Below are 15,285 nucleotides of genomic sequence, written 5' to 3' on the forward strand. Positions count from 1 at the left end.
TACTAGGTTTTGACGAATTACACTGCTCGGTTTTAAAACGGACAAACTAGTTGCATAAAGTGAGAGCCAGCTCCTTTCCGCCTGAGGACAATTTCCTTAACGTGACGGAAAAAGACAACGACGTTAGATATGGAACAAGTAACTAAACACTCTATAGCGCTGATCGAGGACGACCCTATCGTTCGCCAGACGACCGCTCAATGGCTGCAACTGGCTGGTTTTGATATCACCACCTTTGACAATGGCCAGGCGGCGCTGGCCGAAATTACTCAGCATAAGTTCATGGCGATCATCAGTGATGTTCGTTTGCCGGGAATCAACGGCTTGGAATTGCAACAGCAGGTGAAGCAGCAAGCTCCGGGCATTCCAGTGATCCTCATTACCGGACATGGTGATGTCGATATGGCGGTCAAAGCTCTTCAGCAAGGTGCCTACGATTTCATCGAGAAACCATTTGAGCCCGAACGCTTAGCGCAAACCGTCAACCAAGCCATCCTGCCTTATATCGAATCTCAGAAGTGGCAATCACGGCAGGCTTATCTCCAGAGGCTTGAAGGTATTGAGCAAATATTGATTGGCCGCAGTCAAGTCATGTGCGAGCTGCGTGAGCAGGTGCAGAAAGTCGCCGACATTGACACCAACGTCATCATTTATGGCGACACAGGGTGCGGAAAGGAGCTGGTCGCTTACTGCCTGCATCACTTTAGCGCCCGACAATCTCATCCATTTGTACCGCTCAATTGCGGCGCAATACCAGATAACTTGTTTGAAAGTGAGTTGTTTGGTCATGAAGCCGGGGCTTTTACTGGCGCTGCCAAGCGACACATCGGCAAGATAGAATTTGCCGACAAAGGCACCTTATTCCTTGATGAAATAGAAAGTTTACCCTTAGCAATGCAGGTCAAGCTGTTGCGCGCTCTGCAAGAAAGTACCGTCGAACGTGTGGGCAGTAATCACGCTAAGCAGGTCAACTTGCGCGTCATCTCGGCCGCTAAGTGTGACTTGCTCAATCACTCTGATTTTCGCCCAGATCTATTTTACCGTTTGAATATCGCCCAGCTGCATCTACCTGCCCTGAAAGACCGAGAAGAAGACGCCTTACTGCTGTTTGAACATTTTACTCAGGAAGCCAACCCCAACACGCGACGTGCCAGCCCTGCCGATCAGCAAGCGTTACTCAACTACCCTTGGCCGGGCAATATCCGTGAGCTACGTAATGTCGCGATTCGCTTCGCACTGGATGATTCACTGACTGTTGGTGACATTCTCTCTTGCCGTCCACAGGCTACCACAGCGGGTATCAAGCAAGGTTTACCACTCGCCGTTCAGATGCAGAGCTTCGAGAGAAAAATTCTCCACGACGCGTTGAGGCGCCACCAAGGATGCATCAATGATGTGATGGAAGAGCTGGATTTACCGCGACGAACACTCAACCAAAAGATGGTCAAGTACGCGCTAAACCGAAGCGACTATATCTCCTCTTAGCTTGTTCAGCCGATAGGCAAAAATCCGCTTATCTGAATGTTGCAGGTGTCGGCGCCATTTACCGACTAGCAATAATCGCGCTATTTAGGGGCTGATACGTCATTCGCTGCACTCCCTTCTTGATGAGCCATTTTTTGCTTACGGCAACCGCCACAAATAAGCAACTTAATGCTTATTTAGAGCATAACTTAATAAAAATATCTTTTATTACAATAACTTAAACTTTGGCATTCTGCTTGCTCTATGTGGTTTTCCAATTTTAATAACATCTAATGATATGGAGCATCATCATGACGTTAAAACAGATCTTCACAGCCACAGCACTTACACTCAGCGCGCTGTCATTTACTCATCCAACTCTCGCTAGCGATCGCAGCTATATTCTCGCGACCGCTTCAACCGGTGGAACTTACTATCCGGTAGGCGTGGCACTGGCAACGTTAAGTAAGGTGAAACTCGCCCCTAAGCAACATTTCTCACTGGCCGCCATCAGCTCTGCAGGTTCCGGAGAAAACATTAAGCTTCTTAATGACAATCAGGCACAATTTGCGATTTTGCAGGGGCTGTATGGCGCTTGGGCATGGCAAGGAGCGGGGCCTTACCAGAAGTCAGGCAGTCAGACTCAATTGCGTTCAGTTTCCATGCTGTGGCAAAACGTGGAACATTTTATTGTGCGTTCAAACTTAGCGCAGACAGGAACCGTAAGTGACCTTGAAAAACTAGAAGGCAAAAAGTTTTCTATTGGTAAGAAAAGCTCAGGTACAGAGAACTCGGGGCGTCAGATACTGCGCAGCCTCTCTATTAATCCGGAAGATTTCAAACTGGCCTTTATGGGCTATGGTGGTAGCGCCAGCGCACTGCAAAACGGCACCATTGATGGTATGAACACACCAGCGGGCGTGCCTGTTGGCGCGGTTACTCAGGCGTTTGCCGCGCTTGGCAGTGACATTCAAATTCTCTCTTTCACCGATGAGCAAATCAAACAGGCAAATCAGGAATATGACATTTGGACAAAATATGAGATACCAGCGAACACCTACCCAGGTGTAGACAAACCCATCACTACAATTGCTCAGCCAAACTTCCTTGCGGTGCGCGACGATATCCCTGAGGAAGACGTTTATCAGCTGACGAAAGCAATCTACGAAAACTTATCCTTCCTGCAAGGTATCCACAAAGCCACCAAAGCGATGGCGTTGGAAAAAGGCACCTCCGGCCTGCCAGTACCACTGCACCCAGGCGCAGCTCGCTATTACCGAGAAATGGGTATCGATCTTCCACCTGAGTTGATTGTGCGTTAAGCCGTTCTGGCCTGCACGCATGGAGTTTGTTATGAAGGATTCACTTCAACAAGAACTGCAAAAGTTTGAACTGCCCACACGTACTGACTTTCCCTTGGTTGGGAAAGTCATCACAACACTCGGCGTAGTTCTCTCTCTCTTACATATCTGGTTTAACACCATAGCGACACTGCCTGAGTTATGGATTTCCGCCATTCACTTTGCTGGTTTCGCCATCATATGTGCACTCTGGTACCCAGCACACGGGTCTCTAAAGAAAAGTCGAGTAGCCCTTATTGCAGATATAGGGCTCGTCATCGCCATTCTTGCTTGTGTCGTCTACCTCCCGTTTGCTGAAGATGCACTCTACGAGCGAGGCATGAGCTTTATCGCTAGCGACTGGTTCTTTTCCGTACTGGCGATCGCCATCGTCATAGAACTCATACGCCGCACCATGGGCTGGTTCATTCCGATCCTGATCTTTGTCTGCCTCAGTTACGTGGTACTGTGGGGGAAATGGACAACCGGTTTATTCCACTTTCCCGGGTTGAGCTTTGAGACTCTGCTCTATCGAAGCTTCTACTCATCAGAGGGAATGTTCGGCCCTATTTCGCGCATAAGCTGGACGTTTGTCTTCATGTTCATTCTGTTTGGCGCCTTTTTGGTCCGCTCTGGCGTTGGTGACTATATTCTTGCCGTAGCAAAAGCAGCCGCTGGAAAAATCATAGGCGGACCCGGTTTTATCGCCGTTATCGGCTCGGGTTTAATGGGTTCGGTATCTGGCTCAAGTGTCGCTAATACAGTTTCCACGGGCGTCATCAGTATCCCTCTGATGCAAAAAGCAGGCTTTCCACCTCGCTTCGCAGCCGGCGTCGAAGCGGCTGCGTCAACCGGAGGACAACTAATGCCACCAGTCATGGGCGCTGGTGCATTTATCATGGCCTCTTACACGCAAATCCCTTATGTCGACATCATCTTAGTGTCTCTGTTACCTGCGTTGATTTACTTTCTCTCTGTGGCTTTCTTCGTGCGGATTGAAGCTAAACGTAGTGGTGTACAAAAGGTGTCGACTGGTGGCGAGTCATTGCTCCGCGTCTTACTATCTGGCTGGCATAACCTGATTCCGTTAGCAGTATTAGTGACTCTGTTGGTGCAAGGATTTACACCTACTTATGCCGCAGGGCTGTCCATTTTGTCGGTTGTGGTCGCATCATGGTTTTCGAAACAACACAGAATGGGCCCACGCGCTATTTTTGAAGCCTTGGCACAAGGCGCAAAAAACATGGCCACCACCGCCGTGCTTTTGGTCGGGATTGGTTTAGTGGTGAATGTCATCAGTACCACAGGCATTGGCAACACCTTCTCACTCATGATTCATCACTGGGCAAACGGACAACTGCTGCTGATGATCCTGTTTGTTGCCCTAGCCTCTTTGATACTGGGAATGGGCTTACCTGTCACCGCGTCTTACATTGTACTAGGCACGCTGTCTGCGCCTGCTCTGTACGAATTGCTGGCAGAGAAACAGCTTCTCGACCTCATGGTGTCCGGTCAACTGCCACAGGAAGCGATGTCTATCTTTATGCTCACCGCACCGGATCAACTCAGCGCACTTGCCGCTCCTATGTCACTGGAAACGGCTCAGCAACTGCTTTCTCAGGTACCTGCTGATTTTATGCAGACATTACTTGAACAAAGTTTGGGGCTGGAAACAGTCAGTCTGGCTTTGCTGTCTGCGCATCTGATCATTTTCTGGTTATCGCAAGACAGCAATGTCACGCCGCCAGTGTGTTTAACAGCCTTTGCCGCCGCGACCATTGCACGCACTCCGCCGATGCGAACCGGCTTTACGGCGTGGAAAATAGCCAAGGGTTTATATTTAGTTCCTCTGCTGATCGCCTACAGTGGTATTGTCAGTTGGGATACGGTGTCAGTACTGGAAGCAGGGGTGTTCGCTATTTTAGGCACTTATGCATTTGTTGGCGCGATGGAAGGTTATCTGGAAGGGAATATCCATCTGGTAATGCGTATCTTACTTGTCGCTATCGGTTTCGCTCTCGTCTGGCCTGAAACTGCTTTGATTGTGCGCTTAGCATGCTGTGCAATATTGATTGCTTTCGTGTGGTACAGCCGAAAACACTATCAACCAGCGCCGTTACAACAGCCTGTTTCCTCTTAGTCGACGGGATGATTAAGTAAAGAGCGCTATACTTCTGAGCGCTGTGATTATCACAGCGCTCTTTCTATTCTCCATGAATCTATTTTTCACAGGTCACTACCGAATAACTCTCTGTTTATTCGTCATATTTGGTCTAAAAACACGCACTCGATCTAGTTTTCCTCTTCAAGTGCTCACAATTAAAGCAATCAGTAAAATTAGGGGTTTACAAGAAAAACCAACCTATATATTATTCGCCTCAACAACGGAGAGATGGCTGAGTGGTTGAAAGCACCGGTCTTGAAAACCGGCATACGTTAATAGCGTATCTAGGGTTCAAATCCCTATCTCTCCGCCACATTCAGTAAAAAGCCGCTAAGCAATTAGCGGCTTTTTTCATTTTTGTTGTTCGGAAACGGAAGTTGTCTAATCACCGAGTTGAGTGCAACCCACTTCTCTATAAAAAGCCCACTCTTATCTGAGCGGACTTTTTACTCTCATGTCGCCTTCTCTCATCGGCAAAATTTCACTCAGCCTATAACTGATTGAGATCTTCCTGATCGCCTTGCGCGTAACTGCCAAGATGAGTAGAAAAGCTCTCGGTCTGAATCAGTTCCAGTACTTTATCTTTAAGCTCTTTCGGATACATACGCTTGTCGTTCAGTTCAGTCAAAGGCACCCATTCCACAGACTGGATGTATTCTTCGTCATTAAGTCCAGCAAGGTTCTCGATATGAGGTTCGCCATGATAACGGGAGACGCGATAGAAGAATTCTGAGTGATAGCGGTTTTTGTGCGATTCAAGAAACTCGCGCACACAAATCAGCTCTCCTGCTTCAATATCCAGCCCAGCCTCCTCTTTGAACTCCCTCACAACACAATCTTTTGAGCTTCTGTCGCCCGCTTCCATGCCACCACCCGGTGGGATCCAATACTCTCCCGTAAAGTCTCTTACTTTCAAAAGCAGCATCGCGTCATTGTCGATGAGTATGCCTGCAGCCCGAATTCTCTGTTCCATTGTTAACCTTTATTGATTGCCATAGGCCTGAAAGGCCGCATTAAGTAACTGCATGTGGATCGGTACCAATTCGCTGTGGTCAGTGCGGTAGCCGCCTCCAACAACACAGCCTATCGGAAGTACGTTCGCTTTTGCCAGCTCAAACATGGCAACGTCTCGTTGGTAAATCGCTTGAGTAGAAACATTGAAGTAACCAAGCTCGTCGTCTTGATGAATATCTACACCCGCATCATAAAGGATCAAATCCGGTTGATGCAGATTAATCGCCATTTCAACAACTGAGGCAAACGAGCTAAGAAACTCTTCATCACTGGTTTCACGTGGTAAAGCCACATCCATATCTGAATCTGGCTTACGTGCAGGAAAGTTTTTATCGCAATGAAAGGATAGCGTCACGATGTCATCCTGATCTGCACATAGCGTTGCAGTCCCATCACCATGGTGGACGTCACTATCAACAATCAGCACTTTTTCGATGCCTTCATGCGTTAGTGCACGTTTCGCCGCCAATACCAAATCATTAAGTAAACAGAACCCACTGCCAAAATCATAATGTGCATGGTGGTATCCGCCACTCAGGTGGATAGCCACACCATGTTCAATCGCTTTTTCAGCCGTCAGGCAAGTTCCACCTGCCGACGTCAACGTGCGTTCAATAAGGCACTCACTCCACGGGAAACCAATACGTCGCATCCGCGCTGCAGGCAGGCCACCAGAAAACAGCTCAGACACGTACTGTTCACAGTGCGTCTTCATCACTTCCTCTGATGTCAAAGCTTGAGGTTCACAGTAGTGGAAAAACGCCTGCCACTGCTCGTCACGAAAGCGCACTTTCTCGATCTCATTGAATAACAGACGATACTTATGGATCGGGTATCGGTGGCCTTGAGGTAACGGCAGCTCTGAATAGATGGAATGATAAATCAGTGGGATCATTGATATCAGTCGATATTTGAGTTTTGAGTATGGTAACAAGTTGCATCACGGTTGCAAAACAACTTAAATAGTAATAATTATCATTTGAGTTATTTAGTCTTATGCATCATCCAAAACTGTTTTTACTGCTAGGAATCATAGTCGGTTCAGTTGGCGCTATATCTTTGTTTTCCCTGATGCTGGTCTCTGTGTGGTGGCTAGTTGATTTTACGTTGACCGCTTAGCAAAATAGCCAAAATACTTTAACAGGGGTTCACCATGAAAACTGTTCTAATCACCGGAGCTAACCGTGGTATCGGGCTGAGCTTAGTCAAAAACTACCATGCTCAAGGCTGGCAGGTTCACGCAACCTATCGCTCAGAGAAAAGCTCGCAAGATCTCCTTGAGCTGGAAGGTGACAACCTGACGTGCCATCCGCTCGACGTGACGGATTATCAAGGGCTGAGTGAGTTCGCCAACGCTCTGCCAGCGCTTGATGTGCTGATCAATAATGCAGGCTACTATGGGCCAAAAGGCTATGGCTTTGGTAATACCGATATCGACGAGTGGCGCAAAGTGCTTGAAATTAACACCATCGCGCCGCTAAAACTCGTTGAAGCACTCTTTCCCAATCTACAAACAGGTCAGCTTAAAAAGATTGCCTGCCTCTCTTCTAAAGTGGGTAGCATGACGGAAAATACGTCTGGTGGCGGTTATATTTATCGTTCGTCTAAAGCCGCGCTTAACTCAGTAGTGAAGAGCCTGAGTAACGACCTTTCCAGCCAGGGCTTCACCGTTTTAGCGCTTCACCCAGGTTGGGTACAAACTGAAATGGGCGGGCCAAATGCGTTAATTGATACGCAAACATCCGCTGCGGGACTTGTTGAAGTAATCGAGAGCGCCGATATCAGCCGCTCTGGCGAATTTATCAACTACGATGGCACCGCACTTCCTTGGTAATATCAAAATCAACAAAAAGTATCACTATTAACTAATATTAGATTGAATGTGATACTTTTAGATCCATAGAAACAGATTGAGCTCGTTAAACTGACACTAAATCAGACACAAGGAGCTCAACATGAAAGCAATCACATTAGCACTAATGACAGCAGGCTTGATGCTGTCAGGCAACACATTTGCCTTTGATCTAACCAGTCAGGATATTCAGGAAGGTCATCCAATGGAGAAGACCTTCGAGTTTGCTGGCTGGGGATGCTCAGGCGATAATTTGTCGCCGCAGTTAAGCTGGGACAACGCACCAAAGGGCACCAAGAGTTTCGCCATTACGGCTTACGACCCAGATGCGCCGACCGAAAGTGGCTTCTGGCATTGGATTGCACTCGATATTCCTGCGGGCGTCAGTCAGCTACCTAGAGGGGCAGATATCAGCAAGCTGGGTGGCTTAGAAACCCGTATTGACTATGGCACCAAAGGCTTTGGTGGAGCTTGTCCACCCGTGGGTGATGGTATGCATCGTTATCAGTTCACGGTTTGGGCACTACCAAAAGCGAAGCTGGAGTTGGGTGAGGATACACCGGCGGCTGTGGTTGGTTTTACCCTTAATAGCATCGCATTAGCGAAAACGACGCTTACAGCGACCTATACCCGTTAATTGAAGGAGGAGTGATGGCTCACCAATTTCAGATCACTGAGTTTCGTGCCCAGCACTTGCAAGCTTTGAGAAATGTGACGATTCACTCCCCTAGCATCATCCAGATTTTATCCGGCAACAAACGACTGTTCTGGCAGGAAGAGTCTGTCACGCTAACACCTGACTCGCTCATATTGTGCAGCGCAGCTAGCTCATGGAACTTTGCCAATCTTCCACAAAAAGGGCCGTTCCTATCACGAGTGTTTAGCTTCAACTATTTACCTAGTCAGGAAATGCTCGGTTTGAGCGAAAATGCCGCTCACTCATCGAGTCCCTCTTACTGCTTGGTCGATAAACCAATCAGAGACACACTCAATACACTTGCAACAGTTAACTTAAAGGCGATCAGTCCCCGCACTCAACAGTATTGGCTAATGCCGCTTTATCAGCAGTTGGCAGAACAAGGCGCTCTGCATAAGATTTTTAGCTCTTCCCAAGCATCACTGACACAAACTATCACCCAATACCTTTCCATCGCCCCGGCAGATGAGCACTCTCTTGAAGGCGTCGCTGATCATTTTGGTATGAGCCGGGCAACGCTGATCCGAAAGCTGAAGCAGGAAGGCAGTCAATATCGGCAATTATTGGCGCAAGTGCGCCTTAGCCATGCATTGCAATTGATGCAAAAACATCAATATGATGGCTACCAGTTAGCGCAAATGTGCGGTTATCAGTCGGAAGAACGCTTTCGTCAGCGTTTTAGAGAAAGGTTTGGCGTCACGCCAAGAGAGTATCAACGAACTATCGGCAACGAGCATTAACTGCTCTTACGTCTTGTGGTCGCACGTTTCTGACCACCAGCTTTCGCACTGTTTCTCCGCTTACGCTTAAAGGCAGGCCGTTCCACCTTAGGTAGATGACGCAGCGACTCAGGCACTTCGCCGCCTTTGACTTGCTGCATTAAACCGTCAATACGCGTTTGCAATGCCTGCATAAATGGGCTGTAGGCTTGATTACGTTCTGCCATCCCTTGAAGCTGATGCTCCCAATGTGCGGTCATGTCGGGATAAGTCGACTCGGAAGGCAATGCATGCACTAGCCCTCTTCCCGCTGGTGAACTGAGGATTGTTTTGCCCTGTCGTTGCAGCAGTTGGCGCTTAAACAGCGTATCCAAAATCCCTGCGCGAGTCGCTTCGGTACCTAGGCCATCGGTTTCTTTGAGGATTTTTTTCAGCTCTTTGTCTTCAACAAAACGGGCGATGCCTGTCATCGCCTGCAGTAAAGTCGCTTCAGTAAAGTGCTTAGGTGGCTCAGTCTTACGGTCTTTGATCTCGCCTTCGCGACAAGTCAGCACTGTGCCTTCATCAAGCGGCGGAACCGCGTCAACGCCCGTGTCGTCATCATCCACTTTTCCCATCAACGCTTTCCAGCCAGCCGAAACAAGCTGGCGACCTTTAGCAATAAAAGTCCCCCCAGCGATATCAAATACCAGCTTCGCTTCTGCATAAATCGCGGCCGGATAAAACTGCATTAGATACTGGCGAGCAATTTGCTGATAGATTTTTATCTCATTGCCTGACAGCGCATTTACGGAAGCCTTTTTAGGCGTGGGAATGATCGCGTGGTGCGCATCCACTTTTTTATCATTCCATGCTTTGGATTTGAGGCTTAAATCAGCGCCATGAACAGCCTGGCCTAACTCATTACAGTTGTTCGATATCGCATCGCAAACACTTTTGGCCTGTCCATAATGTTCCATCGGCAGGTATCGGCAGTCCGACCTAGGGTAAGTGATGAGCTTGTGCTTTTCATACAAAGATTGGCAGGTATCCAGAACCTGTTGAGCACTCATGCCAAAACGCTTGGCAGCGTCAATCTGTAACGCAGAGAGAGAATAAGGTAACGGAGCCGATTGCTTAGATTGTTTTTGCTCCGACTCGACAACCTTGGCAGGCTGATTCGTGATGCGATTGGCAACGTTCTCGACCAGTTTACGATTGAGAACTCGCCCTTCTTCATCTTGCCAAGGCTTGCATGCTTCGCTCGGTTTCCAACGGGCACGGATATCAAACGCGCTATTTCCGTCCTGATAAGGAATCAAGGCATGCAAGGTAAAATAGTCACGAGGGACGAAGCTCTCGATCTCTTCATCACGACGGACCACCAGCCCAAGCACGGGCGTCTGAACCCTGCCGACTGACAGTACTCCCTGATAGCCTGCTTTTTGCCCCAGTAGCGTATAAGCGCGGGACATATTCATGCCATACAACCAGTCAGCTCGGGAGCGAGCAAGAGCGGAAACCGAAAGAGGAATAAACTCGCGGTTACTGCGCATCTGATTTAGCGCGCGTTTGACCGCTGGTAAGTTGAGGTCGCTAATCAATAAGCGCTGTGTGGCTTCTTTTTTCGTCTTACTGACTTTGCAGTAATCCAACACTTCATCCACCAATAACTGGCCTTCACGATCCGGGTCGCCAGCGTGAATGATTTCAGACGCTTCTTTCAGTAACTTCTTAACTACAGTCAGCTGTTTAGACGCCGACTTGCGAGGACGTAGTTGCCAGTGTTCGGGAACGATTGGTAAATCAGCCAGATTCCATTTTTTGTATCTATCGTCGTAAGCATCCGGTTCTACCTGCTCAAGCAAGTGACCAATGCACCACGTCACCACGTCGCCATTGCCACAACGAATAAAACCCTGATCTTTCTTTTGCGGATTAGGCAACGCCGCAGCGATAGCTCGACCTAAGCTCGGTTTTTCAGCAATGAACAGACGTGACATAAAACTTAATCAGGCAGATACAATAAGGGCCACATTATCGAATGTGGCCCTTAAAAATCAAGAAAAACTGTAAATTTAAACAGTAGTTTCTCTATTATTCTTCGTCTGCACCAGCGCGTTCAGCTGCTTCTTTAATCAGTGGCTGAAGTTCACCTTTCTGGAACATCTCAATAATAATGTCGCAACCGCCAATCAGCTCACCTTCAACCCAAAGTTGTGGGAATGTTGGCCACTGTGCGTATGCAGGTAGCTCAGCACGGATATCCGGGTTTTGTAGGATATCTACATAAGCGAATTTTTCACCACATGCCATTAGTGCTTGTGAAGCCTGAGATGAGAAGCCGCAGCTAGGTAGCTTTGGAGAACCTTTCATGTAAAGAAGGATAGCGTTCTCTTCGATTTGCTGTTTGATTTTGTCGATGGTTTCCATTACTTCCTCTTCATGGAGTTACTGCAAGTTATTGACACATTTTAAACCATTGGCTGAGAATAAAAAGCCTATAATATCTATGGTTTTATAGAAGAAAGAAATTTGTCGAGGCGCTTTTATTAAAGTAAAAACTTGTTAGACTATAACGCAAGTCAGCAGAATGACATGGTTGGCCTGTGGCGAGCCATGAATAATAAATAACACTGGAAGCAATCGAGAGAGTTTAACTCTTTCATATCAATGGAGAATCGAGCAATGGCATTTGAACTACCAGCTCTTCCTTACGCGAAAGACGCGCTAGAACCACATATCTCAGCAGAGACTCTAGATTTCCACCACGGTAAGCACCACAACACTTACGTAGTTAAGCTAAACGGTCTTATCCCAGGTACTGAGTTCGAAGGCAAAACGCTAGAAGAAATCATCAAAACGTCTACTGGCGGCGTATTCAACAACGCAGCACAGATCTGGAACCACACGTTCTACTGGCACTGTCTAGCTCCAAACGCGGGCGGTGAACCAACAGGCGCAGTTGCTGACGCAATCAACGCTGCATTCGGTTCTTTCGAAGAGTTCAAAGCGAAGTTCACTGATTCAGCAATCAACAACTTCGGTTCTTCTTGGACTTGGCTAGTTAAGAAAGCTGACGGTTCTCTAGACATCGTTAACACTTCTAACGCAGCGACTCCTCTAACAGAAGAAGGTACAACTCCACTTCTTACTGTTGACCTATGGGAACACGCTTACTACATCGATTACCGTAACGTTCGTCCAGACTACATGAATGGTTTCTGGGCGCTAGTTAACTGGGACTTCGTAGCAGAAAACCTAGCTAAATAATCCTCCCCTATAGGATTTAAAATTTAGTCGCTTAAAAAGCCAGCACTTAGCTGGCTTTTTTCTTTTCTAGTCAGTCATTTCCCCTAAAGTTCACCTCGATGTTGCCGCTACATAGGCATCAAGCGAGGTAACATGCAAACTCAGATTCACACCTTAGACAAAGCGGGTATTATTAACGAGCTTCAGTTCGGCAAGGGGATTAACCATGCTGTTCACGAAGGACGTCGTGCCGACTTCGCTTTGATTCTATCGATGTTTTCTGATGACGTTCGCGATAACACCCCCATCGAGAAGGTAAACGAGCAGGACGCAACTGACGAAGCTTTGAGGCGCCGATTCGAACTGCAACCTCCCCAGCAAATTCGTTCTGATCAGGACTCCTACCCTATCTCGGCGATGCAAGCCGATATGTTTCATCGAGCAGGTTTACCAAGTGCCAAACTCACTCACTACCTTCACCCTGAAGTTCTGACATACATGCCAGAAGATACTCACGACCTTCCTGAAGAGATTTACAATAATTTATCTGGCCATCAACGCCGCCAGTTAGGCGAAAAAGACGCCAAGGAACTGATACCTATCGATCTCTACAATCAGCTGATCAAAGCCCAGCGAACCTTCCAGATCCAAACGCAAGTTTGAAGATCAGTCGAGATCACACAATCCTGTCTTCGATTTTCCTTTATATTCAATCAATCACTTATAAATGTGAATGAGTGCAAATTATTTACCCTAAGCACAAGATATGCACAAGTTATTTGAGCTTATTCACACTTAAGCAACAACTAATCTACCATGCTATGTGGACAACCTTTTTAGCTATGGACGGAGGCTCACTATATGGATATAAAAAGTGCCGTGATTTTAATCACTTCGGCAGGCTCACAGCTTGGTAGTACGCTCGCTACGCACTTTGCTTCACTGGGTGCCACCGTTGTTCTTTGCGATAAAAGCGCGGCTCAATTGAATGAAACTTTTGTCCGTTGCAAAGCCATTTCACCAGATATATATCAATACGCTTTGCCGGATCATTCAGTGGACTCTATCCACTCTCTTTTCGGATTTATTGATCAATCGGTTCATCAATCACCGGATGTTTTGATCAATGCCTTGACCAGTCAGGCTATGCCCAAGTTTTTTGATGATCGAGCGGGAGATGTCTTTACGCAGCACTTATCACTAATGGCCGCGACATTGTTTAGTTTTGGCCAGGCTACAGCAGAAAAAATGCGTCAGGATAAGAAAAACGGTGTGATTGTGAATGTGATTGCTCACGCGGATTACCATGATTTATCCGGATTTGAAAACGCGACTTCTATGGTTGCCGGATTTACCCAGAGCTGGGCGAAAGAACTGACACCGTTTAATATTCGAGTCGGTGGTGTGGTCCCTTGCTACGAACAAGAAGAAACCCACTGGGCTAAAATCCACGATGAGCTGATCCGCAATACGGAATACATTGTTTCAAACGATTATTTCAGCGGCCGAGTGATGGCCGCCTAAGCTAAAGAGATCGAAGAAGTTTTTCTGATGCTTCTTCGATCAAATCCAACACCAACTCAAACCCCTTATCACCGCCGTAGTAGGGATCCGGAATTTCCTCTTCACACGCTTCTCCAAAGCTAAGAAACAGCCTGAGCTTATCTTGATACTGAGATGGGCATTGCGCTTTCAAGTCAGCTAAATTGTCTCGATCAGCCGCTAAAATCAGGTCAAAGTGCTCAAAGTCGCTATCAACAACTTTGCGAGAACGAATCCCTTTGAATGAGTAACCTCGTTGTTCACCCGCGGCTTTCGAGCGAGGATCTGGTGGGTTACCTTGGTGGTAGCCAATCGTACCCGCGGAATCCACTTCGACATCCACGCCCATTTGCTCTGCTTTCGCACGCAGAATTGCCTCTCCCGTGGGAGAACGGCAAATGTTTCCCATGCATACCACAAGTATTGATGGTTTCTTTATATTATTCATTGCTTTAAACCTATAACGCTGCCAAATCCCGTACTCAATATTCACATAATTTAATATTAAAACACCTTCTCAAGTTATTACCAGTAAAGTGCAGATCTCAAAACTCTATTTTTGCATATATCGAATACCAATCAATTCATGATCCTTTCTGCCCCACTTCACGTAACTTAAGGAAGTAATTCAAGTAGTAAGGCAAGGGTGCGTTAACCAAAAACAAACTTTGGTTGGCACCGTTTGAGAAGAGACATAGGGAAGCCTACGACAATGCATCACGTAACTGTCAGCATTGGCAGCAACATCGACAGAGAGTTTTACGTTTACAAAGCGTTGAACGCACTTGACCAGTTTTTCGCGCCTCTGACCGTATCTAAATCTTACGACTGTGTACCTGTTGGCTTTGAAGGTGACAACTTTCTAAACTTGGTAGTGGGGTTTGAGTGCTCTCAATCCGTAAGTGACCTAGCAACATTACTTAGACAAATCGAAGATGAAAGTGATCGCGTTAGAAGTGGAGAAAAGTTCGCTTCAAGAACACTAGACCTCGACATACTCACTTTCGATGATCTAGTCGGAATCATTGATGGTGTTGAGCTCCCACGAGGTGAAATCACCGAAAACGCGTTTGTGCTTCGCCCGCTAGCAGACATTATTCCAAACGAAACTCATCCACTAACAACAAAGACATACGAGCAACTTTGGAGTGAATACGACAAAAGCAGTCAGCATGTCACTGTGACCGATTTTACATGGCCTTAATCTGCTCATCCTTCCTATCTCAATCAGTCTTCCCTCTTACCGCTATATGCAAATTGAT

General features: G+C 47.1%; 15 protein-coding genes and 1 tRNA gene. 11 read left to right on the forward strand and 5 right to left on the reverse strand.

Annotation, left to right across the window (positions count from 1 at the left end):
* The first annotated feature begins 129 nt into the window (after window positions 1–129).
* The 4 genes from VIC_RS23855 to VIC_RS23870 all read left to right on the forward strand — a co-directional run bounded on the left by VIC_RS23855 (window position 130) and on the right by VIC_RS23870 (window position 5,281).
* Entirely contained in the window at window positions 130–1,485 is a 1,356-nt protein-coding gene (locus tag VIC_RS23855; RefSeq protein WP_006962969.1) for a sigma-54-dependent transcriptional regulator, read from the forward strand.
* 290 nt (window positions 1,486–1,775) lie between these two features.
* The gene (locus tag VIC_RS23860; protein ID WP_006962970.1) at window positions 1,776–2,786 is read left to right on the forward strand and encodes a TAXI family TRAP transporter solute-binding subunit; all 1,011 of its coding nucleotides are present in this window, start codon (window positions 1,776–1,778) and stop codon (window positions 2,784–2,786) included.
* A gap of 31 nt (window positions 2,787–2,817) precedes the next feature.
* The gene (locus VIC_RS23865; RefSeq protein WP_006962971.1) at window positions 2,818–4,944 is read left to right on the forward strand and encodes a TRAP transporter permease; all 2,127 of its coding nucleotides are present in this window, start codon (window positions 2,818–2,820) and stop codon (window positions 4,942–4,944) included.
* Between the two features lie 246 nt (window positions 4,945–5,190).
* Window positions 5,191–5,281, forward strand: a tRNA-Ser gene (locus VIC_RS23870).
* A gap of 177 nt (window positions 5,282–5,458) precedes the next feature.
* Here VIC_RS23870 and VIC_RS23875 read toward each other — a convergent pair.
* Window positions 5,459–5,941 (reverse strand): NUDIX domain-containing protein, encoded by a 483-nt coding sequence (locus VIC_RS23875; protein WP_006962972.1) that lies wholly within the window; start codon window positions 5,939–5,941, stop codon window positions 5,459–5,461.
* Window positions 5,942–5,950: 9 nt separating this feature from the next.
* Complete coding sequence (locus VIC_RS23880) at window positions 5,951–6,877, reverse strand: histone deacetylase family protein (protein WP_006962973.1); 927 nt, start codon at window positions 6,875–6,877, stop codon at window positions 5,951–5,953.
* A gap of 258 nt (window positions 6,878–7,135) precedes the next feature.
* Here VIC_RS23880 and VIC_RS23885 point away from each other — a divergent pair, with 258 nt between their 5' ends.
* The 3 genes from VIC_RS23885 to VIC_RS23895 all read left to right on the forward strand — a co-directional run bounded on the left by VIC_RS23885 (window position 7,136) and on the right by VIC_RS23895 (window position 9,271).
* Window positions 7,136–7,816: an SDR family oxidoreductase gene (locus tag VIC_RS23885; protein WP_006962974.1), complete on the forward strand. Its 681-nt coding sequence runs from the start codon at window positions 7,136–7,138 to the stop codon at window positions 7,814–7,816.
* A 121-nt stretch (window positions 7,817–7,937) separates the two neighbouring features.
* Window positions 7,938–8,471, forward strand: a complete 534-nt coding sequence (locus VIC_RS23890) for a YbhB/YbcL family Raf kinase inhibitor-like protein (RefSeq protein ID WP_006962975.1) — start codon at window positions 7,938–7,940, stop codon at window positions 8,469–8,471.
* 14 nt (window positions 8,472–8,485) lie between these two features.
* A complete protein-coding gene (locus VIC_RS23895; RefSeq protein ID WP_006962976.1) occupies window positions 8,486–9,271 on the forward strand; it encodes a helix-turn-helix domain-containing protein in 786 nt (261 codons plus the stop codon).
* Here the strand turns inward: VIC_RS23895 and VIC_RS23900 are convergent.
* Window positions 9,268–11,232, reverse strand: coding sequence for a DNA topoisomerase III (locus VIC_RS23900; protein ID WP_006962977.1), 1,965 nt, complete (start codon window positions 11,230–11,232; stop codon window positions 9,268–9,270). The genes VIC_RS23895 and VIC_RS23900 overlap by 4 nt on opposite strands.
* 94 nt (window positions 11,233–11,326) lie before the next feature.
* Window positions 11,327–11,662, reverse strand: coding sequence for a Grx4 family monothiol glutaredoxin (locus VIC_RS23905; protein WP_006962978.1), 336 nt, complete (start codon window positions 11,660–11,662; stop codon window positions 11,327–11,329).
* A 255-nt stretch (window positions 11,663–11,917) separates the two neighbouring features.
* Between VIC_RS23905 and sodB the strand changes: the two genes are divergently transcribed.
* The 3 genes from sodB (at window position 11,918) to VIC_RS23920 (ending at window position 14,005) form a co-directional block, all read left to right on the forward strand.
* Entirely contained in the window at window positions 11,918–12,502 is a 585-nt protein-coding gene (sodB, locus tag VIC_RS23910; RefSeq protein ID WP_006962979.1) for a superoxide dismutase [Fe], read from the forward strand.
* Between the two features lie 132 nt (window positions 12,503–12,634).
* Entirely contained in the window at window positions 12,635–13,144 is a 510-nt protein-coding gene (locus VIC_RS23915; RefSeq protein WP_006962980.1) for a VC2046/SO_2500 family protein, read from the forward strand.
* 198 nt (window positions 13,145–13,342) lie between these two features.
* Window positions 13,343–14,005 carry an SDR family oxidoreductase gene (locus VIC_RS23920; protein WP_006962981.1) on the forward strand — a complete coding sequence of 221 codons (663 nt, stop codon included), beginning with the start codon at window positions 13,343–13,345 and terminating at the stop codon, window positions 14,003–14,005.
* Between the two features lies 1 nt (window position 14,006).
* On the opposite strand, the gene VIC_RS23925 is transcribed toward VIC_RS23920, so the two are convergent.
* Window positions 14,007–14,471, reverse strand: coding sequence for a low molecular weight protein-tyrosine-phosphatase (locus VIC_RS23925; protein WP_413788337.1), 465 nt, complete (start codon window positions 14,469–14,471; stop codon window positions 14,007–14,009).
* 264 nt (window positions 14,472–14,735) lie between these two features.
* On the opposite strand from VIC_RS23925, the gene folK reads away from it, so the two are divergent.
* Window positions 14,736–15,227, forward strand: a complete 492-nt coding sequence (folK, locus tag VIC_RS23930; protein WP_006962983.1) for a 2-amino-4-hydroxy-6-hydroxymethyldihydropteridine diphosphokinase — start codon at window positions 14,736–14,738, stop codon at window positions 15,225–15,227.
* Window positions 15,228–15,285 lie beyond the last annotated feature (58 nt).

It is taken from the genome of Vibrio coralliilyticus ATCC BAA-450 (assembly GCF_000176135.1).
GTDB lineage: Bacteria > Pseudomonadota > Gammaproteobacteria > Enterobacterales > Vibrionaceae > Vibrio > Vibrio coralliilyticus.